Annotated in this window: 22 protein-coding genes; 17 read left to right on the plus strand and 5 right to left on the minus strand. The window is 68.1% G+C overall.

Going from position 1 to position 25,892, the window contains the following annotated elements:
* The first annotated feature begins 152 nt into the window (after positions 1-152).
* The 10 genes from urtA to ASF22_RS03655 all read left to right on the plus strand — a co-directional run bounded on the left by urtA (position 153) and on the right by ASF22_RS03655 (position 10,245).
* Positions 153-1,412, plus strand: a complete 1,260-nt coding sequence (gene urtA / locus ASF22_RS03610; RefSeq protein ID WP_056175348.1) for an urea ABC transporter substrate-binding protein — start codon at positions 153-155, stop codon at positions 1,410-1,412.
* A 162-nt stretch (positions 1,413-1,574) separates the two neighbouring features.
* Entirely contained in the window at positions 1,575-2,501 is a 927-nt protein-coding gene (gene urtB, locus ASF22_RS03615; RefSeq protein WP_056175352.1) for an urea ABC transporter permease subunit UrtB, read from the plus strand.
* 14 nt (positions 2,502-2,515) lie between these two features.
* Positions 2,516-3,664: an urea ABC transporter permease subunit UrtC gene (gene urtC / locus ASF22_RS03620; RefSeq protein ID WP_056261527.1), complete on the plus strand. Its 1,149-nt coding sequence runs from the start codon at positions 2,516-2,518 to the stop codon at positions 3,662-3,664.
* Positions 3,665-3,676: 12 nt separating this feature from the next.
* Complete coding sequence (urtD, locus tag ASF22_RS03625) at positions 3,677-4,462, plus strand: urea ABC transporter ATP-binding protein UrtD (RefSeq protein ID WP_056261530.1); 786 nt, start codon at positions 3,677-3,679, stop codon at positions 4,460-4,462.
* Between the two features lie 74 nt (positions 4,463-4,536).
* A complete protein-coding gene (gene urtE / locus ASF22_RS03630; RefSeq protein WP_056261650.1) occupies positions 4,537-5,226 on the plus strand; it encodes an urea ABC transporter ATP-binding subunit UrtE in 690 nt (229 codons plus the stop codon).
* A 137-nt stretch (positions 5,227-5,363) separates the two neighbouring features.
* Positions 5,364-6,593 carry a formamidase gene (gene fmdA, locus ASF22_RS03635; RefSeq protein WP_056261533.1) on the plus strand — a complete coding sequence of 410 codons (1,230 nt, stop codon included), beginning with the start codon at positions 5,364-5,366 and terminating at the stop codon, positions 6,591-6,593.
* A gap of 2 nt (positions 6,594-6,595) precedes the next feature.
* Positions 6,596-6,913, plus strand: a complete 318-nt coding sequence (locus tag ASF22_RS03640; protein WP_056175365.1) for a zinc ribbon domain-containing protein — start codon at positions 6,596-6,598, stop codon at positions 6,911-6,913.
* Positions 6,914-7,102: 189 nt separating this feature from the next.
* Entirely contained in the window at positions 7,103-8,155 is a 1,053-nt protein-coding gene (locus ASF22_RS03645) for an aliphatic amidase (protein ID WP_056261535.1), read from the plus strand.
* Between the two features lie 508 nt (positions 8,156-8,663).
* Positions 8,664-9,542 (plus strand): ATP-binding protein, encoded by an 879-nt coding sequence (locus ASF22_RS03650; protein WP_056261538.1) that lies wholly within the window; start codon positions 8,664-8,666, stop codon positions 9,540-9,542.
* A gap of 7 nt (positions 9,543-9,549) precedes the next feature.
* Positions 9,550-10,245, plus strand: coding sequence for a response regulator transcription factor (locus ASF22_RS03655; RefSeq protein WP_056175373.1), 696 nt, complete (start codon positions 9,550-9,552; stop codon positions 10,243-10,245).
* Here the strand turns inward: ASF22_RS03655 and ASF22_RS03660 are convergent.
* Positions 10,221-10,823, minus strand: a complete 603-nt coding sequence (locus tag ASF22_RS03660; protein ID WP_056175376.1) for a hypothetical protein — start codon at positions 10,821-10,823, stop codon at positions 10,221-10,223. The two genes, ASF22_RS03655 and ASF22_RS03660, sit on opposite strands and share 25 nt — an antisense overlap.
* 288 nt (positions 10,824-11,111) lie before the next feature.
* Between ASF22_RS03660 and ASF22_RS03665 the strand changes: the two genes are divergently transcribed.
* From ASF22_RS03665 to ASF22_RS03685, 5 genes are all read left to right on the plus strand, one after another.
* A complete protein-coding gene (locus ASF22_RS03665; RefSeq protein WP_056261541.1) occupies positions 11,112-11,594 on the plus strand; it encodes a hypothetical protein in 483 nt (160 codons plus the stop codon).
* A 339-nt stretch (positions 11,595-11,933) separates the two neighbouring features.
* Positions 11,934-12,791 (plus strand): hypothetical protein, encoded by an 858-nt coding sequence (locus ASF22_RS03670; protein WP_056261545.1) that lies wholly within the window; start codon positions 11,934-11,936, stop codon positions 12,789-12,791.
* Positions 12,792-12,903: 112 nt separating this feature from the next.
* Positions 12,904-14,886 carry a hypothetical protein gene (locus tag ASF22_RS03675; protein WP_056261548.1) on the plus strand — a complete coding sequence of 661 codons (1,983 nt, stop codon included), beginning with the start codon at positions 12,904-12,906 and terminating at the stop codon, positions 14,884-14,886.
* A gap of 120 nt (positions 14,887-15,006) precedes the next feature.
* Entirely contained in the window at positions 15,007-17,160 is a 2,154-nt protein-coding gene (locus ASF22_RS03680) for a type I secretion system permease/ATPase (protein ID WP_082483496.1), read from the plus strand.
* 53 nt (positions 17,161-17,213) lie between these two features.
* Positions 17,214-18,569 (plus strand): HlyD family type I secretion periplasmic adaptor subunit, encoded by a 1,356-nt coding sequence (locus ASF22_RS03685; protein ID WP_056261550.1) that lies wholly within the window; start codon positions 17,214-17,216, stop codon positions 18,567-18,569.
* Between the two features lie 106 nt (positions 18,570-18,675).
* Here ASF22_RS03685 and ASF22_RS03690 read toward each other — a convergent pair whose 3' ends face one another.
* Both ASF22_RS03690 and ASF22_RS03695 read right to left on the minus strand, forming a co-directional pair.
* Positions 18,676-19,860, minus strand: a complete 1,185-nt coding sequence (locus ASF22_RS03690; protein ID WP_056261553.1) for an MFS transporter — start codon at positions 19,858-19,860, stop codon at positions 18,676-18,678.
* 277 nt (positions 19,861-20,137) lie between these two features.
* Positions 20,138-20,671 carry a MucR family transcriptional regulator gene (locus ASF22_RS03695; RefSeq protein ID WP_056175392.1) on the minus strand — a complete coding sequence of 178 codons (534 nt, stop codon included), beginning with the start codon at positions 20,669-20,671 and terminating at the stop codon, positions 20,138-20,140.
* A gap of 898 nt (positions 20,672-21,569) precedes the next feature.
* Here ASF22_RS03695 and flhA point away from each other — a divergent pair.
* Both flhA and ASF22_RS03705 read left to right on the plus strand, forming a co-directional pair.
* The gene (gene flhA, locus ASF22_RS03700; protein WP_156368976.1) at positions 21,570-23,687 is read left to right on the plus strand and encodes a flagellar biosynthesis protein FlhA; all 2,118 of its coding nucleotides are present in this window, start codon (positions 21,570-21,572) and stop codon (positions 23,685-23,687) included.
* A gap of 83 nt (positions 23,688-23,770) precedes the next feature.
* A complete protein-coding gene (locus ASF22_RS03705) occupies positions 23,771-24,067 on the plus strand; it encodes a hypothetical protein (protein WP_056175398.1) in 297 nt (98 codons plus the stop codon).
* A gap of 205 nt (positions 24,068-24,272) precedes the next feature.
* On the opposite strand, the gene ASF22_RS03710 is transcribed toward ASF22_RS03705, so the two are convergent.
* Both ASF22_RS03710 and fliJ read right to left on the minus strand, forming a co-directional pair.
* Positions 24,273-25,319, minus strand: coding sequence for a lysylphosphatidylglycerol synthase domain-containing protein (locus ASF22_RS03710; protein WP_056175400.1), 1,047 nt, complete (start codon positions 25,317-25,319; stop codon positions 24,273-24,275).
* A 154-nt stretch (positions 25,320-25,473) separates the two neighbouring features.
* Positions 25,474-25,881 carry a flagellar export protein FliJ gene (gene fliJ, locus ASF22_RS03715; RefSeq protein WP_056175403.1) on the minus strand — a complete coding sequence of 136 codons (408 nt, stop codon included), beginning with the start codon at positions 25,879-25,881 and terminating at the stop codon, positions 25,474-25,476.
* Positions 25,882-25,892 lie beyond the last annotated feature (11 nt).

Below are 25,892 nucleotides of genomic sequence, written 5' to 3' on the forward strand. Positions count from 1 at the left end.
GCGAAAAGGCCGTCACGATGGGCCTCCTCGCGGGCCCGCTCCATACGCAAGACTGCGTATCGACCGCACCGCACCATGCGGCCTAGCCTTTGCGTATCGATCCACGGCCCTTTCGACGGGCCGGGCGACGACGATCAAGGATTTTGGGCACGATGGCAGAGAGCAAGGGCAACGGCCTGCAATCGGCGCTGCGGCGCAGGCTTCTCATGGGTCTCGCCGGCGTGCCGGCCATCGCGCTGATGCCCCGGATGGCGTTCGCGGCGGGCCCGGCGACGGCCACCGTGAACACCACCGGCCTCGCGGTGACCGACACCGAGGTCACGGTCGGCATCCTGCATTCCGCCACCGGCACCATGGCGATCTCCGAGACCGGCTCGATCCAGGCCGAGAAGCTCGCCATCGCGCAGATCAACGAGGCCGGCGGCGTGCTCGGCCGCAAGATCAAGATCATCCAGGAGGACGGCGCCTCCGACTGGCCGACCTTCGCGGAGAAGGCGAAGAAACTGCTGGTCAACGACCATTGCGCCGCCGTGATGGGCTGCTGGACCTCGGCCTCGCGCAAGGCGGCGCTGCCGGTGTTCGAGCAGTACAACGGCCTGCTGTACTACCCGACCTTCTACGAGGGCCTGGAGCAGTCGAAGAACGTCATCTACACCGGCCAGGAGGCCACGCAGCAGATCCTCGAATCGCTGAACTGGGTCGCCAAGGAGAAGGGCGCCAAGACGTACTTCTTCATCGGCTCCGATTATATCTGGCCCCGCACCTCGAACAAGATCGCCCGCAAGCACATCGAGAACGTGTTGAAGACCAAGGTCGTGGGTGAGGAATATTTCCCGCTCGGCCACACGCAGTTCAACTCGGTGATCAACAAGCTGAAGCTCACCAAGCCCGACGTGATCTTCACCGACGTCGTCGGCGGCTCGAACGTGGCGTTCTACAAGCAGCTCAAGGCGGCCGGCATCGACCTGTCGAAGCAGACCCTGCTGACCATCTCGGTGACCGAGGACGAGATCGACGGCATCGGTGGCGACAACATCGCCGGGGCCTATTCCTGCATGAAGTACTTCCAGTCGCTCAAGAACCCCAACAACGAGAAGTTCGTCGCGGCCTTCCACAAGATGTGGGGCGAGAAGACCGTCATCGGCGACGTGACCCAGGCCGCCTATCTCGGACCGTTCCTGTGGAAGATGGCGGTGGAGAAGGCCGGGTCATTCGACGTCGACAAGGTGGCGGCCGCCTCCGCCGACATCGAGTTCAAGGAAGCCCCCGAGGGCTACGTCAAGATCCACCCCAACCATCACCTCTGGTCCAAGACCCGCGTCGCCAAGGCGCTGCCGAACGGCCAGTTCGAGGTGGTCTACGAGAGCAAGGACCTCATCGAGCCGAACCCCTTCCCCAAGGGCTACCAGTAGGACCGCTCTCCGCGCCCGCTGGATCAGGTCCAGTGGGCGCGGGTCCCCTCTCCTTCCAGGAGAGGGAGCGCGTCGCGCCTCTTTCGAGATGACCGCGCCCGCAGCCTCCCACGGCCCAATGCTTGCAACGCGATGGCCGAATCCTTCGGAAGGTCGAAAAGAATGCTCGGCGACTATTCCCTCACGGACCTCAGCTCGATCTTCGTGATGCAGGGCTTCGCCGGGCTGATCCTGTTCTCGGTCTACACCCTGATGGCGCTGGGCCTGGCGATCATCTTCGGCCAGATGGGCGTGATCAACATGGCGCACGGGGAGTTCATGATCCTCGGCGCCTACATGACCTACCTGTGCTCCGGGTTCTTCCAGACCCACCTGCCGGCCCTGTTCCCGGCGTACTTCTTCGTCGCCATGGCGCTGGCCTTCGTGGCGTCGGGAGCCCTCGGGATGCTGGTGGAATGGGCGCTGATCCGCCACCTCTACAAGCGCCCGCTGGACACCCTGCTCGCCACCTGGGGCCTGTCGCTCATCCTGCAGCAGGCCTATCGGACGATCTTCGGGCCGCGCGAGGTCGGCGTCGAGCTCCCCGCCTGGCTCATCGGCTCGGTGCAGGTCACCGACACCATCGAGATCCCCATCAACGGCATGTTCGTGATGGCGATCACCCTGCTCATCACCGCAGGCGTCGCGCTCCTCATGTACCGCTCGCGCTTCGGCGCCCAGGTCCGCGCCGTGGTGCAGAACCGGCCCATGGCGGGCGCGGTCGGCATCGACACGGAAAAGGTCGACCGCCTCACCTTTGGCCTCGGCTGCGGCATTGCCGGCGTTGCCGGCTCGGCCTTCACCATGGTGGGCTCGACGGGGCCGACCTCGGGCCAGCTCTACATCGTCGACACCTTCCTCATCGTGGTCTTCGGCGGCGCCGCCTCGCTGCTCGGCACCATCGCGTCGGCCTTCTCGATCTCGCAGACTCAGTCGACCCTCGAATTTTTCCTGTCCGGCTCCACCGCCAAGGTGATCACGCTGCTGGCCGTCGTCGGCATCCTGATGCTGCGGCCGCAAGGTCTCTTCACCCTCAAGGTCCGGCGCTGAGGAGCCCCCCCGTCATGACCCGCGCCACCGCTTCGACCGTCCACGACAACCCGTTCATGAAGCCCATGGAGTGGATCAGCCTCGCGCTGCTGGCCGCCGTGATCTTCCTCGTGCTGCCGATGCTCCTCGACGCCTTCCGGCTCAATCTGGTGGGCAAGTACCTCACCTACTCGTTCGTGGCGCTGGGCCTCGTCATCTGCTGGGGCTTCGGCGGCATCCTCTCCCTCGGCCAGGGGGTGTTCTTCGGTCTGGGCGGCTACCTCATGGCCATGTTCCTGAAGCTCGAAGCGTCGAGCGTCGAGAACACGAAGATCCAGTCGACGCCGGGCATCCCCGACTTCATGGACTGGAACCAGATCACCGAGCTGCCGTGGTTCTGGAAGCCGTTCACCAGCCTGCCCTTCACGATCCTCGCCGTCATCGTGGTGCCGGCGTTCTTCGCCTTCGTGATCGGCAGCGCCATGTTCCGCCGGCGAGTGGGGGGCACCTACTTCGCCATCATCACCCAGGCCATCGCCGCCATCCTGACGATCCTCATCGTCGGCCAGCAGGGCTACACCGGCGGCATCAACGGCATCACCGACCTGCGCACCCTGAACGGCTGGGACATCCGCACGGACCGCGCCCACAACATCCTCTACTTCGTCAACGGCGGGCTGCTCGTCGCCTGCATCCTGTTCGCCCAATACGTGAAGCGCTCGAAGCTCGGGCGAATCCTCGTCGCCATGCGCGACAAGGAGGACCGGGTCCGCTTCTCCGGCTACCCGGTGGCGAGCTTCAAGACCTTCGCGTTCTGCCTCGCCGCCGTGTTCGCCGCCATCGGGGGCGCGATGTTCACCCTGCAGGTCGGGTTCATGTCGCCGTCCTTCGTGGGCATCGTGCCGTCCATCGAGATGGTGATCTACGCGGCCGTGGGCGGGCGCCTGTCCCTGTTCGGCGCCGTCTGGGGCACGCTCCTGGTCAACTGGGCCAAGACCACCTTCTCGGAGAGCTTTCCCGAACTCTGGCTGTTCGGCCTCGGCGGCCTGTTCATCCTCGTGGTCCTCGCCTTCCCGAACGGTCTCGCGGGGATCTACCGCACCTATGTCGAGCCCCGCCTGACCCGGCGCGTGAAGGCCCTGGAGCCCGCCCCCGCCGTCGCCCTCCCCCACGCGGCCGAGTAGGATTTTTTCGGAATGAACGCCGCGCTGCTCCCCTCGCACATCATCGGTGCCGCCCCGGCGGAGAAGAACTTCCTCCTGGCGGTGGAGGGCCTGACCGTCTCCTTCGACGGGTTCAAGGCGGTCAACGACGTGTCGTTCTACGTCGACCCCAACGAGATCCGGGTGATCATCGGCCCCAACGGCGCCGGCAAGACCACGGTGCTCGACCTCATCTGCGGGCGCACCAGGGCCAGTTCCGGCTCGATCAAGTACAAAGGCACGGAGCTCACCAAACTCTCCGAGAGCGCCATCGTGCAGGCCGGGGTCGGCCGGAAGTTCCAGACGCCGTCGATCTACGACGACCTGACCGTGTTCGAGAACCTCGAGATCTCCTATCCCCGCGGCCGCTCGGTGTTCGGGGCGCTGACCTTCAAGCGCGACGCCGAGGTCCGCGACCGCATCGAGGAGGTCGCCAGCATGATCTTCCTCAAGGACCAGCTGTTGGAGCGGGCCGAGTTCCTCAGCCACGGCCAGAAGCAATGGCTCGAGATCGGCATGCTGCTGATCCAGGACCCCGAACTCCTCATGCTGGACGAGCCCGTCGCCGGCATGAGCGTCGGCGAGCGCATCAAGACCGCAGAACTCCTGAACCAGATCATCGTCGGCCGCTCGGTACTCGTCATCGAGCACGACATGAAGTTCGTCGAGGACATCGCCCACCGGGTCACCGTTCTGCACCAGGGCAAGGTCCTGTCGGAGGGCTCGATGGACCGGGTCAAGAACGACCCCAAGGTCATCGAAGTCTATCTCGGCCACTGAGAGGGAACGGGTTCATGCTCCAGACCACGCCCGGCCCCTCCCCCGCGCCCTCTATCCAAGCGGGCGTCCAGCCGATGCTGGCGATCGGCGATCTCCACGCTGCCTACGGCCAGAGCGAGGTGCTGCACGGCCTCGACATCCAGGTGGCGCCCGGCGAGATCGTCGCCGTGATGGGCCGCAACGGCATGGGCAAGACCACGCTCATGAAGACCCTGATGGGGATCGTGCCGGTCAAATCCGGCTCGATCCGGGTCGACGGCACGGAGGTCGGCGCCCTCAAGAGCCACCAGCGCGTCGCCAAGGGCCTTGCCTACGTGCCGCAGGGCCGCATGATCTTCTCCGCCATGACCGTGCAGGAGAACATCGAGACGGGCCTGACGGTGACGAACGAGCGCCGGGTGCCTGGCGAACTCTACGAGATGTTTCCGGTGCTGCTGGAGATGAAGGGCCGGCGCGGCGGCAACCTGTCCGGCGGCCAGCAGCAGCAGCTCGCCATCGCGCGCGCATTGGCCAGTCGCCCCAAGGTCCTGCTGCTGGACGAGCCGACGGAAGGCATCCAGCCCTCCATCATCCGCGAGATGGGCCGGACGCTGAAGAAGATTCGCGACGCGCGCGGCCTTTCCATCGTGGTCTCCGAGCAGGTGCTGAGCTTCGCCCTCGATGTCGCCGATCGGGTCCTGGTCATCGAGAACGGCCACATCGTCCACGAGTCCCTGCGCGCCGACATCGACGAGGCCCAGGTCGCCCGCTTCCTCTCGGTCTGAGTGTTTCGGGGCCCCACCGGGCCCTCCGACTCCAAAATCACCTCTTGCGCGGCGCCGGATGATCGGCGCGCGCGAACGGGGACGCATGTCCTCACGTCCAGGGCAAGTCCCGAAGTTAGGGAAGGGAGCACGAGACGATGGCAGAGACCCTGATCAAGGTCGATCTCACGCAGTCGGCCTACGACAACAGCATGGTGCACAATCGCTGGCACCCCGACATCCCCATGGTGGCGATGGTCAAGCCCGGCGACGACTTCATCGTCGAGACCTACGACTGGACCGGCGGCTTCATCAAGAACGACGATTCCGCCGACGACGTGCGCGACATCGACCTCTCCATCGTGCACTTCCTGTCCGGGCCCATCGGCGTCGAGGGCGCCGAGCCCGGCGACCTCCTCGTGGTCGACCTCCTCGACATCGGCGCCAAGCCCGAGAGCCAGTGGGGCTTCAACGGGTTCTTCTCCAAGAAGAACGGCGGCGGCTTCCTCGACGAGCACTTCCCCCAGGCCCAGAAATCGATCTGGGACTTCGAGGGCATGTTCACGAAATCCCGCCACATCCCCGGCGTGCGCTTCCCCGGCCTGATCCATCCGGGCCTGATCGGCTGCCTGCCCGATCCCAAGATGTTGGAGACCTGGAACACTCGCGAGAAGGCCCTGTTCGACACCGACCCCAACCGGGTACCGGCTTTGGCCACCCTGCCCTTCGCGCCGACCGCCCATATGGGCCGGCTGAAGGGCGAGGCGAAGGACAAGGCGGCCGCCGAGGGCGCCCGCACGGTGCCGGGGCGCGAGCATGGCGGCAATTGCGACATCAAGGACCTGTCGCGGGGCTCGAAGATCTACTTCCCCGTCTACGTGCCGGGTGCCGGCCTCTCCATGGGCGACCTGCATTTCAGCCAGGGCGACGGCGAGATCACCTTCTGCGGCGCCATCGAGATGGCCGGCTGGGTCCATCTCAAGGTGAGCCTGATCAAGGATGGGATGGCCAAGTACGGGATCAAGAACCCGATCTTCAAGCCGTCGCCGGTCACGCCGAAGTTCGACGATCACCTGATCTTCGAGGGCATTTCCGTCGACGAGCACGGCAAGCAGCACTACCTCGACGTGACCGTCGCCTACCGCCAGGCCTGCCTCAACGCCATCGAGTACCTGAAGAAGTTCGGCTATTCGGGCGCCCAGGCCTACTCGATCCTCGGCACGGCGCCGGTCCAGGGCCATATCTCCGGTGTCGTCGACATCCCCAACGCCTGCGCGACCCTGTGGATTCCGACGAAGATCTTCGAGTTCGACATCAATCCGGGTGCGGACGGGCCGACGAAGTTCCTCGACGGCTCGATCCAGATGCCGCTCTCGCCGGATCTTTGAGCATGCCGGTCTACGATTACAGTTGCGCCGCCTGCGGTCCGTTCACTGTGCTGCGCCCGATGGCGCAGTTTCAGGATCCGCACGATTGCCCGGATTGCGGCTCGGAATGCGGCCGCGCCTTCCTCAACGCGCCGAACCTCGCCTCCATGGATGCGGGCCGGCGCAAGGCCTTCGCCACGAACGAGCGGAGCCAGCACGCGCCCCGCAAGTCCTCCGGCCACGGCCCCGGCTGCGGGTGCTGCGGCAGTGCCAAGCCAACATCCAACCCCACGGCCGCCAAGAGTTTTCCGAACGCGCGGCCTTGGATGATCAGCCACTGACGCGAAGCACCCTCTCCCCTCTGCGGGAGAGGGTGGTCGCGCAGCGACGCGCCGGGACGAAGTCCCGCAAGAGAGGCAGCGCCGCCCCTTCCGGAAACACCTGTGCCGACCCCTCTCCCGCCTGCTCCGCAGGCACCCTCCCCCGCGGAGGGGGGAGGGTTCGTCCCCCCCTGAGGAGCACATCACGCCATGATGCACGGAGACATCTCGTCCAGCGCCGACAGCGTCGGCGTCGCGGTGGTGAACTACAAGATGCCCCGCCTCCACACCAAGATGGAGGTGCTGGAGAACGCAAGCAAGATCGCCGACATGCTGGTGGGCATGAAGTCCGGCCTGCCCGGCATGGACCTCGTGATCTTCCCCGAATACTCGACGCACGGGATCATGTACGACGCGGCCGAGATGTACGAGACCGCGACCTCCATCCCGGGGCCCGAGACCGAGATCTTCGCCGCCGCCTGCCGCAGGGCGAAGGTCTGGGGCGTGTTCTCGCTCACCGGCGAGCGCCACGAGGAGCACCCGAACAAGGCGCCCTACAACACCCTCATCCTGATGAACGATCAGGGCGAGATCGTGCAGAAGTACCGCAAGATCATGCCCTGGACGCCCATCGAGGGCTGGTATCCGGGCGACCGGACCTACGTCTCCGACGGTCCCAAGGGCCTGAAGATCAGCCTCATCATCTGCGACGACGGCAATTACCCGGAGATCTGGCGCGACTGCGCCATGCGGGGCGCCGAGCTCATCGTCCGCTGCCAGGGCTACATGTATCCGGCGAAAGAGCAGCAGGTCCTGATGTCGAAGGCGATGGCGTTCGCCAACAACACCTACGTGGCCGTGGCCAACGCTGCCGGCTTCGACGGGGTCTACAGCTATTTCGGTCACTCGGCGATCATCGGCTTCGACGGGCGCACGCTCGGCGAGTGCGGCGAGGAGGAGATGGGCATCCAGTACGCCGCCCTGTCGAAGTTCCTGATCCGCGATGCCCGCGCCCACGGGCAGTCGGAGAACCACCTCTTCAAGCTGCTCCACCGCGGCTACACGGGTATGATCGCCTCCAAGGAGAACCGCCACGGGCTGTCGGAGTGCCCCTACGACTTCTACCGCCGCTGGATCGAGGACCCGGACGGCACCCGCGACGCCGTGCGGGCCATCACCCGCCCGGGCGTCGGGACGGAGGAATGCCCCATCGAGGGCATTCCGTTCGTCGGCAAGGGCGAGGGCCCGCCGGATCCCCGCTGAGCGTCACGGCCGGAACGCCCGCTGCACCGGAGCGCGGACGGGCCTGATCCAGGCCCCCGGGGCTGCGCGCCACGAGCCTCGAACGGTGTCCCCGATGGCCGCGCCCGACAGCGCGGCCATCGGTGTTTTCCGGCTCGGCCGTTGCGAGGAGCGGTTCCCGGTTGTCCCTCTGCCCTTGCGCGGGTTCCGTCCCGCCGCGGGGAAGATTTCGCGCGTAAGGTTTTTCCCGACGAAGGTTACCGTTTAAGGCGTAGGATATTTTTGTGGCGGCTCTCAAATAATCGGATTACGCTTTTCTCGGTTCGCGGCTCAGCTTTTCAAAGGGCATTGGGTGGAATGGTGGCGCCGTTGGAAAGGTAATCGATCCAAGACATGATACACTGACCGCAAAACAATTGCAGTTGCGGCAAGGTTCCGGTTTTTCACCCCAAGGCGTTCAACGGTCGAGGTTGAAGACAAAGGCGGTTTTTGCCGTGATAAAAATCACCTAGGGATTGGACGTATTGCCATGACGCAGATATTCGTGCGCCCCGAACAAGCAATCCCCGAGGACATCGACGGTCGGCCCAGACCGAGTTTCGTGTCGTCCGCCCGGCGCGAGGGGCGTGTGCGGAACGAGACCGTAGCCGACGACAAGGCCGACGACATGGCCGCGCTCCTGGCGGAGCACCGCAAGGCCATCGCGCGCGGAACGCGGTCCCCGGCCGGCGCGAACGACGCGGGCGGTTTGTCCCAGGATCTCCACGATTGCGGCGGTTACCACCTCGCCCTACTTCAGATCTCCCTCAAGCTCCTCGAAGCGTTCGTTCCGGAAGGGCGGGCGCGGGCGCATCTCGACCGCACGAAGACCCAGCTCGCGCGCTTCGCCGCCGACCTCGGGTCCATCGCGGCCGCGCAGCCCTCCGCCCCCCGGAGCCGACCGGATCGCGCGCCGCGCGGCGATGTCCGATCCGGTGCGGAGTGTCGCGACCTCGACGCGTTCCTCACCGAGACCCTGGACGCGTGGTCCCTGGCCTCAGGCCTGCCGGTGGCGTTTCGCTGCAACCGGCCCCGCCTGCGCCTACCCATCGCCCTCGAGCAGCCCCTGCTGCGGATCCTCCAGGAATCCCTGACCAACATCCTGAAGCATGCCCGCACGGCGAGCCGGGTCGCCGTGGACCTGACCGTGCGGCGAAGCGTCCTCACCCTGACCATCGGCGACGACGGCTGCGGGTTCGATCCCGTCCCCGTCCGGGCGTCCGGTGCCGACGATCCCGCGGCGTCCGGGATGGGATTGCCCGGCATGGCCGCCCGGATGGCCCGGATCGGAGGAAGCCTCGTGGTCGACACGGGGTGTGGGCGGGGCACGCGGATCCAGGCCCGCCTGCGTCTGCCGCACCCGGTCTGACGCGGCGGTGGACGAGACGGCATCCGGGACGAGCGCGGAGACCGGCATCCGGATCGTTCTCGCCGACGACCACCCCGCCATCCTGGCCGGCCTGCGGTCGGTCATCGACGGCACCGACGGCATGCGCGTGGTGGCGGTGGCGAGCACCGGGTCTCAGGCCTTACGCCTGATGCAGGAGTTCGGGCCGAGCGTGGCGGTGATCGACATCGCCATGCCGGACATGACCGGCGTGGTCCTGGCCCGCAAGGTGGCCGCCCTGGCCCTGCCGACGCGCCTCATCGCCCTCACGGCCCACAACGACCGCACCCTGGTGCAGACCGCGTTCGAGGCGGGCGTGCGCGGCTACGTACTCAAGGGTTCCCCCATCGACCACCTGCTCCACGCGATCCGGGCGGTGACGACGGAGGGCTTCTACCTCGATCCGACCATCGCCGGGCAGCTGTTCGATCCGCGCGCCGCGCAAGGGCGCCGCCGCGCGCCGACGGAGGACGGGGCCATCCAGCCCGCCCTGACCCAGCGCGAGAGCGAGGTGATCCGCCTCGTGGCGCTCGGCCACACCAACAAGGAGATTTCCGGCCAGATCAACGTCACCACCAAGTCCATCGAGACCTACAAGATGCGCGCCTGCGACAAGCTCGGCATCCGCACCCGGGCGCAGATCGTGCGCTACGCCCGGCTTCAGGGCTGGCTCGCCGAGCCCTGAGGCGGATCGGCGGGGACGTCTGGGGCGGGCGCGTCCAGGCTGGCGGCGAGCACGGGCAGGAACTGCCAGAGGTCGCGGTTGAGCCGGGCGAGCTGGCGGTTGACGTCCGTGAGTTCGCGCACCCGCGCGTCGTCCATGGCCCGCTGGGCGCCGAAGCTGAGGCGGCCGCCATGCTCGACGATCCGCATGGTGTTGGTGTGGGTGATCTCGCCGTGCGCGTTGACCACCGACATGGCGTGGGTGAGGTCGTTGCGGACCCTGGTGGCGGCGTTGAAGCGCCGGATCAGGCGTTCCAGCGTCTGCGCCGTGGCCGGATCGGCGAGCTTCACCGAAGCGAGCCGGCGGATCAGGTCGAGGCGCGCCCGGCTGGTGTTGAGGGTGGTGAAGACGATGGCCGCCGTGATCTCGTCCGTGCGCAGGAGCAGCATCAGGACGTAGACGAACACGCTCTCGGTGTTGGACCAGCTCAGACCGAGATTGCCGATGAGGCTGAGGATCTGCGTCTGCCGCAGGGCGGCGTCGCCCTTCGGAGCCTGGAGCGCCTCGAAGTCCGGGGCGGCCGGGAGGTCCGTTCGCATGGGGCCGCTCCTGTTCGGGGCCAGTCTTCTTCGAGGCCAGTCTTTTTCGAGGCCAGTCTTTTTCGGGACCGGTCTTCGGCCGCAACGATACGCCGAACCCGCAAGGCTCGCGCGGGCCCCGGCCCGTCATCCGCAAGAATTCATCGGTGGATGATGCGTCGAATCACGTCGTCCGGCGTCGATGGTCCGGCGCGAAGGAGGTGGCTTGAATTCCGGCGTGGCCGGGCGGACCATCGCGCGCGACCGGCCTCGATCGGTCGGCGGACGCCGCCTTCGAAGAGTCCCGACATGGCGCATCTCACCGACCTGTGGCTCGCCCGGCGCGGGCGCCGGGCCGCCCTGCGGATCGTCCGCCCCTACGTGGAGCGCACGCGCTGGCGGCGCGGCTCAGATCCGGGCGAGGCGTGGATGGAACCCTACGCGCTGGGCTTCCTCACCTGCCTCGTCACCCTCGTGGCCCGCCCGGTCATGGGCGGTGCGCCCGGCGAAGTGCTGGGGCTCGTCCAGGCCGAGGCGTGGGCGGCGCTGACCGGCCTGCCGGCGGGGCCCGTCGGCGAGCGCGTCCTCACCTTCAGCCTGGCACAGGACCCGGACTTCACCCTCGGGATGGGCGACGCCCTCCTGTTCCATTCAGCCCATCGGGGCAGCCATCAGGGCTGGACGCCGGACGGGCTCTCCGAGCAGACCGGCGCGCAGACGGTTCTCGATCTGTGGGACAGCCTCATCGGCGTCCGCATCGAGGCCGGGCCACTCCGCGCGACCGCTCCGTAAGCCCTGGATACGCGTCGGCGCCCGCAGTGCAAACGCGAGGAGCCGAGCGGTTCTATTGCAGTGCGAAGGGATCGTCCAAGTATTCCCCGGGCAGGAATCCAACTCTCAGCGCGTTCCGGTTTTCCTGACGAAAAGTTTACGTTTTTTTAACACTTACGAACCGCGGCCATTCTGCAAAGTTCGGCTCGTTCCCAAGTGGACCGCACCGAACCGGCCCCGCCGGAGACGGCGCAAGCTTCGGGAACACTGTCCCGCACGAAATGGACCACGCCGTCTCGCCGACGCAGAAGATCAGCGAGCTGCCGGTCCCGTGCCCCATCCATCGAAGGGAGAACGATCATGTCGACCAACAACCAGAACGCGCTCGCAGCCCTGTTCGGCACCCAGGCCCAGGATCAGTTCCAGGGCGAGGCCCAGGGTCAGCTGCAGGGCGAAGCCCAGGGACAGCTGCAGGGCGAGGCCCAGGGACAGCTCCAGGCCGAGGCGCAAGACCAGGGCCAGGGCCAGGACCAGGGTCAAGGGCAGGATCAGGGTCAGAGCCAGTACTCCAGCAGCGAGTCGCTCAACGGGAACGGCAACCTCAACGGTAACGGCAACGGCAACCTGAACGGGAACCTCAGCGCCAACGGGAACCTGAACGGCAACATCAACGACAATATCAACACCACCACCACCACCGTATCCACCACGGTCGACGTCAATGTCGACATGACCGGCGTCATGGCGCCTCCATCGGAATCCAGCCTCATCAACCTCGAAGGCCTGACCATCGAGGGTCTCGAAGGCGGCATGTTCGTGATGCCGGACTTCTCGACCCAGACCCTCAACGGGGACGGGAACATCTTCAACCTCGATCAGATCAGCAGCCTGGTCGACAACGACTACCTGTCCAGCCCGAGCGTCAGCCTCGGAATCGGCGGTCTGGATTCCTACTGCGGTCCCGAAGGGACGCTGCCGAACTTCAACTTCACCCAGAACGTCTCGGGCAATGGCGGCAACGCCAGCAGCGACGGCGGCGTGAGCGATTTCGCCAGCAACGGCAACGTCTCGTCGGCGAACACGGTCTCGGGCGAAGCCTTCACCCAGCACATCACGCAGGGTGCCAACATCCAGTACAACTCCATGCCGGTCTCCGTCGTCGGCGGCGATTCCTTCAGCGAGATCAGCGGCACGGCCGATAGCAGCCACAACGTCTGAACCATGATCCCGGCCCGCGCCGTCACCCGGCGCGGGCCGTTCCACACCCACCGATCCCCGCGCGCCGGCCGCTTCCGGCCGTCGCGCGCGGGTCATCCTGATGGGGACGGTCATGATCGCTGGCGGCCCGACCGAGATCATCGCCCACTTCGCCGGGCACATGCGCCTGCTCGACACGGTGGTGCTCCACCGCGAGGTCTACGACGGCGAGCCGGGGCGGCTGCCCGCCCCCGCGCCCGGGACGCCGCACCGCGAGGCGGCACCGAATTTCGACCTCGACGAGATGCCGAGCCGGCCCTACCCGGCGGCCCTTCCGCCCCCAGACGCGCTCCGGTTCGGCCACGATGTCCTCATGCCGGCCGGCCCGGTGATGCCGGCCAAGCTCGCATCTGGGTCCGTGCCCGTCGGCGTTCCGCGCACCGCCGCCCCGGCCGGCGGCGGCGTCGGCGGGAGCGCCGGCCGGGCCGAGGCCGACCGCGACGTCACGCCCGACCAGGAGCTGATCCAGGTCCTCCAGGTCAACGAACTGCACGACAACGACCTCCTGCTGATGGTCGAGGGCACGGGCGTCGAGCACCTGCACCGCCTCGACCCGGGCTTCGTCGATCCCATCGTCGCCCTCGACCGGATGCTGGCCGAGGCGCGCGGCGGCGTGCCGGCCGACCTCGTCGCCCACGGCACCGGCACCGGCGACTGGATCGCCTTCGTGCAAGGGCGCGATGCCCACCTGGCCGCGGGCGGGATGCCGCGGGACGGGGTCGACGACGGATCGGCGGACCTTCAGGGCCTCACCGTCGACGGGGTGCGCCAGCCCGCCGGCACGGCGCTGCCGACGGTGTCCTCCCCCGCCCCCACGCCCGAGGCCGCTCCGCGCAACGGCCTCCTCGACCCGGGCCTCGCAGCGACGACGGGGGCCAACCAGAGCTTCAACGTCGCCGGCATCCTCGACAACCACACCCAGTACCACGCCCTCTTCGTCGGCGGCGACGCCTTCACCACCCAGGCCATCGTCCAGGTCAACGTCCTCGCGAGCGATGTCGACATCACCGTGGGCGGCCGCAGCGGAATCCTGGACCTCGTCACCGGCGGCGACCTCACCCGCAACGCGGCGCGGTTCACGCAAGCCGACACCGATCCGGGGGTGGTCACCCATCTCTCCGCCGGGGCGCGCACCGAGGTCGACGTGATCGCGGGCGACTTCTACGACGTGAAGAGCATCACCCAGATCAATCGGCTCTTCGACAACGACGTCGTGGTGCAGGGCACGTTCAGCACCTTCTACACCGCGGTCGCCGGGGCCAACACGCAGGTCAACCTGTTCTCCCTGGAGGAACTCGGCTCACGCTACGACCTCATCGTGGTGCGGGGCGACTATCACACCGTCAACATGGTCCATCAGACCAACGTGCTGCTCAACGACAGCATCGTGAAGGCCTATACGGGGCGGGCGGACACGATCGGCCAGACCATCGTCACCGGCGACAACGTCCTCGAGAACGTCGCCTCCGTCGATCAGTACGGCAGCACCGCGTTCAAAACCCTGTCGGCGGACCAGCACGCCGCGCTCTCCGGCCTGGAGGCGAATCACCTCGACCCGGCCCTGGCCGCGCTCCTGCCCCAGGCCGAATCATCAACCCTGCACGTGCTCTACGTCGCGGGCGACTTCTTCAACATCAACGCCATCACCCAGACCAACATCGTCGCGAACGTCGACACGGCGATCCAGCACCTGCCCGATACCGGCACCGCGACGGGGCCGACGGGCGCCGCGACCCAATCGACTCAGACGGTGACGACGGGCGCCAATCACCTCGCCAACGTCGCGGCCATCTCCACCGTGGGGACGACCACGGCGGCGCAGTTCGTTGGCGGCGAGCATTACGACGACGCAATCCTCGTTCAGGCCAACTACGTCAGCCACAGCGCCCGCGTCACCATCGGCGACACCCAGAGCCTTGCCTCGGAGGTCGCGGCTTTCACCGGCCTGCACGACATCGCCCTTCCCGAAACGGGCACGCAGGACCTGCTCGGACCCGCCTTCCACGGCGGTGGCTCCAGCCTGACCCACGACCTGCTCCACGGAATGATGGCCTGAACCGGACAAACGGCCGGGATCACCGGTCGACGCACCCGGTCGGGATACCGGCCAACGGATTCGGTCGGGATACCGACCGACGCACTCGGTCGGGATACCGACCGACAAGGGGGACGCGACATGGACGATCTCAGCCGCCGCGGTACGGCCGCGGGCCGCGATGCCGCCGGCGCGGCCGGACCCGATCTCGGGCCCGGCCTCGCCGCCCTGGAGGCGCGATTCCGCGAGGCGGCCGGCGGCCACTACATCGGCCCGACCGCGGCGCCGGCCCCGACGGAGGAGGCCGGCGCGGTGCCGGCGCAGGGGGCTCCGCCAGTCGTATCGCCGGCCAGGACGGCCCCGGTCGAGACGGCCCCGGTCGAGGCGGCCCCGGTCGAGAGTCGGGCGGAGGCGGTCGCAGCGGCTCCGGCGGCGGTGGCGGCCACCCCCTCGACCGCGCCACCGCGCGCGACGGGCGAGGGGGGCGGTTCGGGCAAGGGCAGTGGTTCCGGCGGCGGCGGTGGCGGGGCCGGCGGTGACGCCGGCGCCCCGCTGCAGCGTCGCTCCGGCGACCGCGACTTTCGCGAGGTGCTGACCAAGGGGCTCGCCGGCTGTCGGCGCAAGCTCGTCGTCGTCGCCATCTTCTCGTTCTGGGTGAACCTTCTCGTCCTCGGCATCCCGATCTACCTGTTCAACATCTCCGACCGGGTGCTGACGAGCCGCAGCCTCGACACCCTGATCATGCTGACCCTCGTCATCGTCGGCGCCATCGTGGCCCACGTGGTCCTCGACGTGGTGCGGCGGTTCATCCTCATGCGGATCGCCGTGGAGGTGGAGGTGCGCCTCGGCGCGCCGGTCCTGGCCGCGGCGGCGAAAGCCTCGCAGGCGGGCTCGAGCCGCGAGTTCCAGACGCTCGCCGACCTGCAGCAACTGCGCAACTTCATCACCGGTCCGGTGCTGCTCGTCATGTTCGACGCCCCCGTGGCGCCGATCTACCTGCTGGCCGTGTTCCTCATCCATCCGGATCTCGGCTGGATCGTCATGGCGACGGGCGTGCTGCTCCTCGGCCTCGCCCTCATCAACCAGAAGCTGACGGCGGTGCCGTTCGCCCAGGCCAGCGCCTACTCGACCCGTGCCAACCTCCAGGCCGACGCCATGGCGCGCAACAGTCAGGTGATCAACGCCATGGGGATGACGCCCGAATGCGTCACCATCTGGGGCCGCGAGACCGCCGAATCCCTCAAAGCCCAGGTGATCGCCCAGGACCGCAACATCGTCATCGCCGGCCTGTCGAAGTGCATCCGGCTCTCGACGCAGATCGGCATGCTCGGCTGGGGCGCGATCCTGGCGCTGGACGGCAAGCTCACGGGCGGCACCATGATCGCCGCCTCCATCGTCGGCGGCCGGGCGCTCGCCCCCATCGAGGGCGTCATCGACGGCTGGCGCAGCTTCGTCGGCGCCCGCATCGCCTACGCGCGGGTCAAGTCCCTGCTGCTGAACTCGCCTCTGAACTTCGACCGCCTGCGCCTGCCCCGCCCGATCGGGCGCCTCACGGTGGAACGGGTTCTGTACGTGCCGCCGCCGAACAAGAAGGTGATCCTCAACGGCCTCACCTTCCAGCTCGAACCGGGCGAATCGCTCGCCATCGTGGGCGCCTCGGGGACGGGCAAATCCACCCTCGCGCGCATGCTCGTCGGCTCGATCTCGCCCACCGCCGGGGCCGTGCGCCTCGACATGATGGACCTGCGCAACTGGGACCCGCGCCAGTTCGGCCAGAGCGTCGGCTACCTGCCCCAGGAGGTCCAGCTCTTCCCCGCCAGCATCAAGGCCAACATCGCCCGCATGCAGGACGACGCCTCCGACGCCGACGTGTTCGACGCCGCCGAGATCGCCGACGTCCACGAGCTCATCTCGCAGTTCGCCCAAGGCTACGAGACCGTGGTGGGCATGGACGGCAGCCCCCTCTCGGGCGGCCAGCGCCAGCGCATCGGCCTCGCCCGGGCCTTCTTCGGCGACCCGCGCCTCGTGGTGCTGGACGAGCCGAACTCGAACCTCGACACCCCCGGCGAGATCGCCCTGGCCCGCGCCCTCCTGCGGGCCAAGGCGCGCGGCACCACCGTGGTGGCCATCACCCAGCGCCCGACGCTGCTGAAGAGCGTCGACAAGATCATGATCCTCAAGGACGGCGCCATCCAAGTGTTCGGGCCCCGCGACGAGGTGATCCCGATGATCGTCGGCCGCAGCGCCAACGACGATCGCCCCCTCACGGGCCGGGGCGGGACCGGTACCGCCTGATCCGCCCCTGACGAGCCCCCGCCCCGAACGAGCCCCTTCAGGAGCCCCGCGCCATGACCCGGATCGTCACGATCAAGCCCACCCCGCCTCGGCGCGAATGGTACGACGACATCCCGCAGGACACCCGCTACCACACGGGCTTCGGCTTCGCCTTCCTCGTCGGGATCATCGCGGGCTTCGGAATCTGGGCCAACACCGCCCTCATCGCGGGCGCCATCGTGGCCACGGGCGCGTTCGTGGCGACGGGGCAGAACAAGACGATCCAGCATCTCGAAGGCGGGGTGATCCGCACCATCCTGGTCAAGGAAGGCGACATCGTCGAGCCCGGCCAGCCCCTGCTCCAGCTCGACGAGACCGGCCCCAAGGCGGAACTTCGCCGCCTCGCGCTCCGGCACGACCGACTCACCGCCATCGAGGCGCGGCTCCAGGCCGAGGCGCGCCAGGCGCCCGCCGTCACCTTCCCGGCGCCCCTCCTCGCCAAGGCGGGCGACCCCGACATCGACGCCATCGTGGGCAACCAGCTCCTGGCGTTCAAGGCGCGGATGACGAGTCTGGCCAGCGACCTGTCCGTCCTCACCAACGGGATCGACGCCCTGGAGGAGAAGATCCGCGGCAGCCAGATCCAGCTCAAGGCGGTGCGGCGCCAGCTCGAGCTGTTCGAGCAGGAGATCGCGTCGAAATCCGTGCTGCTGAAGGGCGGCATGATCCGCATCTCCGAGATCCTCGCCCTGCAGCGCTCCCAGGCGAGCGCGCAGGGTGAGATCGGCCGCCTCGACGGCGATATCGGCGACGCCCGCGAGCGCATCGCCCGCATCCGCGAGCAGATCACGGGCGCGCGCAACACCGCGATCAAGACGGCGGTGGAGCAGCTGCACGAGACCCTGGCCGACCAGAACGACGTCCGCGAGCGCATGCGGGCGGCGCGCAGTCTGCTCGACCGCATCGTCATCGCCGCCCCCGTGCGCGGCATCGTGGTGAAGCTGCGCTACCACACGGACGGGGGCGTGGTGGAACCGGGGAAAAGCATCATGGAACTGGTGCCGCTCCACGACGAACTCGTCATCGAGGCGCGGATCAAGCCGCAGGACATCGACCACGTGCGGCGGGGCCAGTCGGCCGCGATCCGCCTCACGGCGCTCAGCCAGCGCATCGTGCCCATGGTGTCGGGCGAGGTGATCTACCTCTCGGCCGACGCCCTGCCGGACGACCGCCGCAACCAGGCCGGCGGCGGCGACCTCTACGTCGCCCGCATCCGCCTCGATCCGAAGAGTCTGGCAGAGGTCCACAACTTCGCGCCGACCCCCGGCATGCCGGCCGAGGTCTACATGCGGACCACGGACCGGACGTTCTTCGAGTACGTCTTCAAGCCCCTGAAGGACAGCATGGTGCGGGCGTTCCGGGAGATCTGACGCCGCGTCCGTCCGCGCTCAGCCGAGGCGGGTCGCGTCTTCATCCCGGTCGTGGCGCGACTCTATCCAAGTCGTGGCGCGACTCTATCCGAGTCGTGGCGCGACTCTATCCGAGTCGTGGCGCGGCCTGGCCCGGCATCGGTGCCGGCGCGGCGTCCGTCCGGCGGGCGGTCAGCACGAGCCCCAGGGCCAGGGCGGCCATGCCGGCGCCGAACCAGGGCAGACTGCCGTAGCCCATCCCCAGGGTGAGCACGCCGCCGCCCAGCGCCGCGCCCGTGGCGTTGCCGAGGTTGAACGCGCCCTGGTTGAGAGTGGAGGCGAGGTTGGGCGCGTCGCTCGCCGCCTCCACCACCCAGACCTGGAGCGGCGAGACCAGGGCGAAGACGAGGGCGCCCCAGACCGGCAGGGTCAGCACGGCGGGGATCGCCGACCGGCTGGTGAAGGCGAACAGCACCAGCACGGCGACGAGGGCGGAAAAACTCCCGATCACCGTCGCCATCAGGCGCCGGTCGGCCAGCCGCCCGCCCGCGAGGTTGCCGAAGGTGAGGCCGATGCCGAACAGCAGCAGGGCGCCCGTCACCGCGTGCGGGGTCAGACCGCTCACCTCCGTCAGGAGCGGCGCGATGTAGGTGAACACCGTGAACAGGCTGACGGAGGACAGGGTGCTCACCAGCATCGGCAGCAGCACCGCCCAGCGCTGCAGGGAGCGGAACTCCCCGGCGAGCCCGCCGCGCGAGCCCGGCAGGCCGTTCGGCACGAAGGCCGCGATGGCGGCGGCGGCGACCAGTCCGAGGCCGAGCACCGCCCAGAACGTCGCGCGCCAGCCCGCGACCTGGCCGAGCGCCGTGCCGAACGGAACCCCGAGAACGTTGGCGAGGGTGAGGCCGGTGAACATCAGCGCCACCGCCTGCGCCCGCTGCGCGCGGGGGACGAGGCCGCTCGCCACCACGGCGCCGATGCCGAAGAACGCCCCATGGGCGAAGGCCGTCAGGATGCGGGCCAGCATCAGAAACCCGTAGGTCGGCGCGAGGGCGCAGCCGAGGTTGCCGAGAAGGAACACCCCCATCAGCACGAGGAGCGCCGTCTTGCGCGGCAGCCGGGCCGTGGCGATGGCCACCAGGGGCGCGCCGACGGCGACGCCGAGGGCGTAGCCCGAGACCAGAAGTCCTGCCCGGGGCACGCTGACCCGGAGGCTCTCGGCCACCTCGGGCAGCAGGCCCATGATGACGAATTCGGTGGTGCCGATGCCGAAGGAGGCGGCGGCCAGGGCCAGGATCGGACGGGACAGCATGGAGTCGCTCACGCTCGGGGGCCCAGGCCCATCCGGCGCAAGGCGGTCACGCTGCGTTGCAGCATCGGCCGTGCGCTACCATGCGTGCCCGCCGCCACCGATGCCCCCGGCTTCGCGGGTCGCCTGCGCGTGGCACATGGAACCGCGGGCGGTCGGGGGCAGCCCATCGCCCGTCCAAGCAAAAAGCCATCCCCGCGGCGCGGGGATGGCTCGTGAGGGCGTCGGCCCTACCAGGATCGTGATCGGTTCGCGGTCCGGGAGAGCGAGCCCGGTCGGATCAGGCGTCGACCTTCTTGCGGGGACCGCGGCGCTTCTTCTCGGGGGCGGCGGGGGCCTCCTCCTCCTGCGGCTCCGGCTCGGCGCTGACGGTCTCCTCCGGGGCGGCCTTGGCCAGACCCTTGCGGCGCTGCTGGCCGAGGCCGAGGGCGCGGGCGAGTTCGGACCGCTGCTCGGAATAGCTGGCCGAGGTCATCGGGTAATCGGGCGCCAGGCCCCACTTGGCGCGGTACTGCTCGGGGGTCAGGCCGCGCAGGGTGAGGTGCCGGCGCAGGGTCTTGTACTGCTTGCCGTCCTCGAAGCTGATCAAGTAATCCGCCGTGATGGAGCGGCGGATCTCCTGCGGCGTCGCCTTGGGCGGGCCGGTCTCGACGGCCGGTGCGCCGTTCGCCGTCACGCCACGGATCGCCTCGTGGACATCACTGAGCAGTTTCGGCAGCTCGGCGCTCTGGACATGGTTGTTGCTGACATAGGCGGAGACGATATCGGCGGCCAGCGTGATCAGGCGGGCTGCATCGGATTCTGTTTCATTCATGTTGTCGGCACCATTCTTGATTTAAGTCATAAGTCGTTTCGAGCGTAAGCTCAGTTCTTTCCGCAAGCAATGTTCCGCCGCGGTGATCCGAGAGTTTTTCACGTCTAGTTGTGGATTGACCGATCATTTCCTCGTGCGGTGCAGGAAGTTCGCGCCCTTATCCCGTAGGGGTTGCTCTGCCGGGCAATGTGCACCTGCCCTGCTCTGGCGTGGTGGGTATTGCCACGGGGGCGGTCCTGTCGATCACCGTCGCGCGCGACGGATTCGATGATGGAGCCGGGTACGGGTGCTGATCCGGACGGACGCGATACTGTCTCGTCCCAGTCTCTATCCGTGATCGTCCGCGAACCCTTCGCTGCGAGCACCACCCTTGAACGATCGTGCCTCGCGAAAGTTTCAATACTGGCATTGCCACGATGAAAACGCATTGGCAATGCCGTTCCGGTGCAAACGCTGCGCAGGGTCGAAGATTATCGACGGGAAATTTTCGTTGATCGTCGTGCGCACGTGACGGAACCCATGCGATTCCCAGAGAAGCCGAAGATCGCCGCGGCGTCTGTGCTGTGACGTCACACGCGTTGCCTGCGCGGGCCATCGCGGCCGATCCATCATTCCTCGAAGCCAAGCATGCGTCCGCGACACCAAGCATGCGTCCGCGACACCAAGCATGCGTTCTCGAAGCCCAGGACGACGCCGCGACACCGGATACGGGCGGAGGTGTGGGGTTGTGGGGTCGGCCGGACCCCGCTCCGACGCCGCCGCGGGCGAATCGTTAACGGTCCGCTAACCATGCGGGCGGCAAATCTTGCCGGGTCCCCTCTCCGGGGCGGCGAGGAAGACCATGAGCGAGACGGCCGCCGCGCCGGTACGGGGAAACGGGGCCGGACAAGGGTCCGGCATGAGTGTTGGCCAGTTCGCGAGCTATGCGATTCCCAACCGGGCCAATCTCCACGCCCTGTCGAAGCGCACGGACCTGTTCTTCGCCACCGCCGTGATGGGCATCCTCACGGTGCTCATCTTCCCGCTGCCGGCGTTCCTCCTCGACCTGCTTCTGGCCGTCTCGATCATCATCTCGGTGCTGATCATGATGACGGGTCTGTTCATCGACAACCCGCTCGAATTCACGGTCTTCCCGACGCTGCTCCTCGTGGCGACTCTGCTCAGGCTCGCCCTCAACCTCGCCTCCACCCGCCTCATCCTCGGCCACGGCCACGAGGGCACGGCGGCGGCCGGTCACGTCATCGAGGCGTTCGGCAACTTCGTCATGGGCGGCAACTTCGTCATCGGGATCATCGTCTTCGCGATCCTGATCATCGTGAACTTCGTGGTGATCACGAAAGGTTCGGGCCGTATCGCCGAAGTCGCGGCGCGCTTTACCCTCGATGCCATGCCGGGCAAGCAGATGGCCATCGACGCCGACCTCTCGGCCGGCCTCATCGACGAGAAGGTGGCGAAAGCCCGCCGCGCCGCCCTGGAGGAGGAATCCTCGTTCTTCGGCGCCATGGACGGCGCCTCGAAGTTCGTGCGCGGCGACGCCATCGCGGCGCTGCTCATCACCTTCATCAACGTCATCGGCGGCATCATCATCGGCGTCGCCCAGCAGGGCATGCCCTTCGGCGCGGCGGCCAAGACCTACACGCTGCTGACCATCGGCGACGGTCTCGCCTCCCAGGTGCCCGCCCTCATCGTCTCGGCGGCGGCCGGCATCCTCGTCTCGAAGGCGGGCGTGAAGGGCTCGGCCGACAAGGCGCTCGGCAAGCAGCTCGCCAACTACCCGAAGGCGCTCGGCATGTCGTCGGGCGTCATGGTGCTGATCTCGCTCCTGCCCGGCATGCCGATGCTGCCCTTCCTCGCGCTGGCCGGCGCCTCCGGCTACGCCGCGTGGCATTTCGCCAAGGTCGCCCGCGAGGCCCCGCCGCTGGATTCCGACGGCGCACCCATGGACGCCACGGCGGTGGCCGCCGCCCAGGCCGCCAAGGAGGAGACGGTCACGGATCTCCTCAAGCTCGACGACCTCAAGCTCGAGATGGGCTACGCACTCCTCGCCCTCGTCAACGGCCCCGACGGGCAGGACCGGCTCACCGACCAGATCAAGGCCCTGCGCCGCCAGCTCGCCGCCGAACTCGGCTTCGTGATGCCGTCGGTCCGCATCCTCGACAACGTCCAGCTCGACGCCAACGCCTACGTGGTGCGGGTCAAGGAGATCGAGGCCGGCACGGGGCAGATCTTCCCCGGCCAGTTCATGGCCATGGACCCCATGGGCGGGCAGGTGCAGCTTCCCGGCCAGCACATGCTGGAGCCGACCTTCGGCCTGCCCGCCACCTGGATCGACGCGTCCCTGCGCGATCAGGCCCAGCTCAAGGGCTACACGGTGGTGGACGCCGCGACCGTGGTCTCGACCCATCTCACCGAGATCATCAAGGCGCACGTCTCGGAGCTTCTCAGCCATGTCGAGGTGCAGAAACTCCTGCGCGAGGCCTCAAAGGACCATTCCGACCTCCTCAAGGAGGTGATGCCGAGCCAGATCGCCTCCACGGGCATCCAGCGCGTGCTGCAGTTCCTCCTGGCCGAGCGGGTCTCGATCCGCGATCTCGGCGCCATCATCGAGGGCGTGGCGGAGGTGGCCGGCCACGTGAAGAACCCGCGCGACATCGTCGAGCACGTGCGTGCCCGCCTCGGGCGCCAGATCTGCGCCCAGTACCAGGGGCCGGACGGCATGCTGCCGATCATCACCCTGTCGCCGGCCTGGGAGCAGGCCTTCCTCGAATCCATCGCCGGCGAGCGCGACGAGCGCTACCTCGCCATGCAGCCCTCCAAGCTGTCGGAATTCGTCAGCACCGTGCGCGACCGCTTCGAGACCGCCGCCCGCATGGGCGAGATGCCGGTGCTCGTCACCTCGGTCCAGGCCCGGCCGTTCGTGCGCTCGATCATCGAGCGCTTCCGCCGCGAGACCCCGGTGATGAGCCAGGCGGAGATCCATCCCCGCGCAAGGCTGCGGACGGTGGGGTCGGTGTGAGGCGGATTCGCGATGCCGCCGCCTGACGGCCAGGTCCCGTGCCGTCAGGGAAAGATGATGGGGCGTCTTGCCTGGAGCGTGACATGACGGATTGGCCTTTCAGCGACCCACCGAACGTCGCGGTGCTGACGACCCGGAGCATCGTTCGGGATGCGGCATGGATCGCCCGCGTCGTCCATGATGCCGACGATGGTGGATGGCAGTTCCACGACGGCACACCCGGCGCTCGGCACGAGGCGGATGCCGTCGTGACGTCGCTGCGCGATCTGGTGCTCCGAGACGCATCCCTACGCGCGTTGGCCGATCTCCCGGAGGGGTGGTGTGCCTGGCGCGGGAGCCCGGAGCAGCCCTGGCAACGGGCGAGGGTCGACGGCGTGTGAGCCGATCGGGGCCGGCGAGGTTTCTCCCCCGGCCGCCTGGCCGATGGCCACCATCCGGCATCCGTTCGAGCCTGTCGCCGATCCCGGCCTCGACGATGCGCTCGGCGGCGCCCCGTCGCGCGGACTCTTCAAGAGCCTTCGCGGGGCGCTCGTACGGCCCGCGACGCCCCGCCCGTCCCGGGCAGGGCGTCGATCTCCGGAACGGTCAGGCCGGGTTCTTGCGGACGCGGCGGTCGATGGCCTTCGGGTCGAGGCCCGGGGCGGTGAGCGGCGCACCGGGGGCGACCTCGGCAGGTTCGCCCTTGATGGCGCTGGCGAGGCGGTTGCGCTCGTAGAGCAGCACCACGACGACGGAGATGAGGAACGGCAGCCAGAAATAGAACAGCCGGAACACCAGCAACGCCGCGATGATCGACGGCCGCGCCACGTCCGGCATCGCCACAACGAAGACGAGCTCGAACACGCCGAGCCCTCCCGGCGCGTTCGACACCAGGGCCGCCGAGAACGAGGCGAGGAACACGGCGAGGACCACGAGGAAGCCCGGGTTCCCGGCCTCCGGCAGGGCGAAGTAGATGATCCCGGCGGCCCCAAGAAGCTCCAGGGGCGCGGCGACGATCTGCCGGACCATGATCTGCGGGCGCGGGTACTCGAGCTTGAACGACCGAATGGTCATGGGCTTCAGCCGCATGAGCGAGCCGATGACGTAGAGGGCGACGAAGCCGAGGAGGCCGGCGCCGAGGATGCGGGCGGTGGCCGGATCGGTGAGCACCGACGGCAGGTAGCCGTTGAGGCGGGTCAGGGTGTCGGGCAGGGCCACGAGGACGAAGCCGCCGAGCAGGATCGTGCCGAGGCCGAAGGTGAAGGAGCACAGGGCGACGAGCACGGCGACCTGGGCCGCCGACAGGCCCTTGGCGGTGTAGGCGCGGTAGCGCACCACGGCGCCGGAGAACACCGAGGCGCCGATGTTGTGCGACAGGGCGTAGGTGGTGAACGAGCAGACCGAGACGAAGAACCACGAGATGTGGCGCACCCCGAGATGCAGGAGGGCGATTCGGTCGTACCAGGCGAGCGCCGCGTAGGCCACGAGGGTGGCGAGGCCCGCGAGCAAGAAGCGGTGGACCGGGATCTCGGCAAAGCTGCTCTTGATCTCCGCCACCGAGATGCCGGCGAGCTCGCGATAGAGCAGGTAGCCGGAGACGATGACGGCGGCGAGGCCGACGATCGGCCAGATGAAATCGCTGATCTTCTTCATGATCGACAGGTCGAGCCCCCTCACGCGGGCTCTCCCTGCACGACCATGCCCGTCATCGCAAGCAAGGTCGTGCGCTAGCCCGGGAGGAAGCCGGCACGCTGGGCTGATGGCACCCGATCATGACGGTTTCGTGCCGGTACCCCGCGGGGAGGCCTCAGGCGCGGACGCGCGACAGGCCGATGCCGTCCATGGCGGCCTGGTCGCGGGCGGCTTCGGCCGCGCGCTCGGCGGTGCGCTCGCGGTCGTCGAGGATCTCGATCTTCTTCAGGTCCTCGAAGGCTTCGCCGAGCTCGGCCTTGGCCTCGGCGAGCTGGCCCTCGAGGGCGGCGGCGGACTGGCGCATGTTGTCCCGGCGGGCGGCGGCCGCGCGGGCATAGGTCGGATAGGCGAAGTGCGCCGTGTCGGTGATGCCGGCGCGGCCCTCCTCGTGGGCGACCTCGCGGTCGAGCTCGAGGGCCATGCGGGTGAAGTCGGCCATCATCATCTCGATCTGCGTCACGCGCCGACGCTTCTCGTCGACCTGGAAACGTCGCAGCCGGATCAGCGTGTCACGCGATTTCATCTGATGGGTCC

This window comes from Methylobacterium sp. Leaf87 (assembly GCF_001422775.1).
Taxonomy (GTDB): domain Bacteria; phylum Pseudomonadota; class Alphaproteobacteria; order Rhizobiales; family Beijerinckiaceae; genus Methylobacterium.

Coding starts and splice junctions, on each gene's coding strand:
- urtA (WP_056175348.1), top strand. CDS start 153: ATGGCAGAGAGCAAGGGCAACGGCCTGCAATCGGCGCTGCGGCGCAGG.
- urtB (WP_056175352.1), top strand. CDS start 1,575: ATGCTCGGCGACTATTCCCTCACGGACCTCAGCTCGATCTTCGTGATG.
- urtC (WP_056261527.1), top strand. CDS start 2,516: ATGACCCGCGCCACCGCTTCGACCGTCCACGACAACCCGTTCATGAAG.
- urtD (WP_056261530.1), top strand. CDS start 3,677: ATGAACGCCGCGCTGCTCCCCTCGCACATCATCGGTGCCGCCCCGGCG.
- urtE (WP_056261650.1), top strand. CDS start 4,537: ATGCTGGCGATCGGCGATCTCCACGCTGCCTACGGCCAGAGCGAGGTG.
- fmdA (WP_056261533.1), top strand. CDS start 5,364: ATGGCAGAGACCCTGATCAAGGTCGATCTCACGCAGTCGGCCTACGAC.
- ASF22_RS03640 (WP_056175365.1), top strand. CDS start 6,596: ATGCCGGTCTACGATTACAGTTGCGCCGCCTGCGGTCCGTTCACTGTG.
- ASF22_RS03645 (WP_056261535.1), top strand. CDS start 7,103: ATGATGCACGGAGACATCTCGTCCAGCGCCGACAGCGTCGGCGTCGCG.
- ASF22_RS03650 (WP_056261538.1), top strand. CDS start 8,664: ATGACGCAGATATTCGTGCGCCCCGAACAAGCAATCCCCGAGGACATC.
- ASF22_RS03660 (WP_056175376.1), bottom strand. CDS start 10,823: ATGCGAACGGACCTCCCGGCCGCCCCGGACTTCGAGGCGCTCCAGGCT.
- ASF22_RS03665 (WP_056261541.1), top strand. CDS start 11,112: ATGGCGCATCTCACCGACCTGTGGCTCGCCCGGCGCGGGCGCCGGGCC.
- ASF22_RS03670 (WP_056261545.1), top strand. CDS start 11,934: ATGTCGACCAACAACCAGAACGCGCTCGCAGCCCTGTTCGGCACCCAG.
- ASF22_RS03675 (WP_056261548.1), top strand. CDS start 12,904: ATGATCGCTGGCGGCCCGACCGAGATCATCGCCCACTTCGCCGGGCAC.
- ASF22_RS03680 (WP_082483496.1), top strand. CDS start 15,007: ATGGACGATCTCAGCCGCCGCGGTACGGCCGCGGGCCGCGATGCCGCC.
- ASF22_RS03685 (WP_056261550.1), top strand. CDS start 17,214: ATGACCCGGATCGTCACGATCAAGCCCACCCCGCCTCGGCGCGAATGG.
- ASF22_RS03690 (WP_056261553.1), bottom strand. CDS start 19,860: ATGCTGTCCCGTCCGATCCTGGCCCTGGCCGCCGCCTCCTTCGGCATC.
- ASF22_RS03695 (WP_056175392.1), bottom strand. CDS start 20,671: ATGAATGAAACAGAATCCGATGCAGCCCGCCTGATCACGCTGGCCGCC.
- flhA (WP_156368976.1), top strand. CDS start 21,570: ATGAGTGTTGGCCAGTTCGCGAGCTATGCGATTCCCAACCGGGCCAAT.
- ASF22_RS03705 (WP_056175398.1), top strand. CDS start 23,771: ATGACGGATTGGCCTTTCAGCGACCCACCGAACGTCGCGGTGCTGACG.
- ASF22_RS03710 (WP_056175400.1), bottom strand. CDS start 25,319: ATGAAGAAGATCAGCGATTTCATCTGGCCGATCGTCGGCCTCGCCGCC.
- fliJ (WP_056175403.1), bottom strand. CDS start 25,881: ATGAAATCGCGTGACACGCTGATCCGGCTGCGACGTTTCCAGGTCGAC.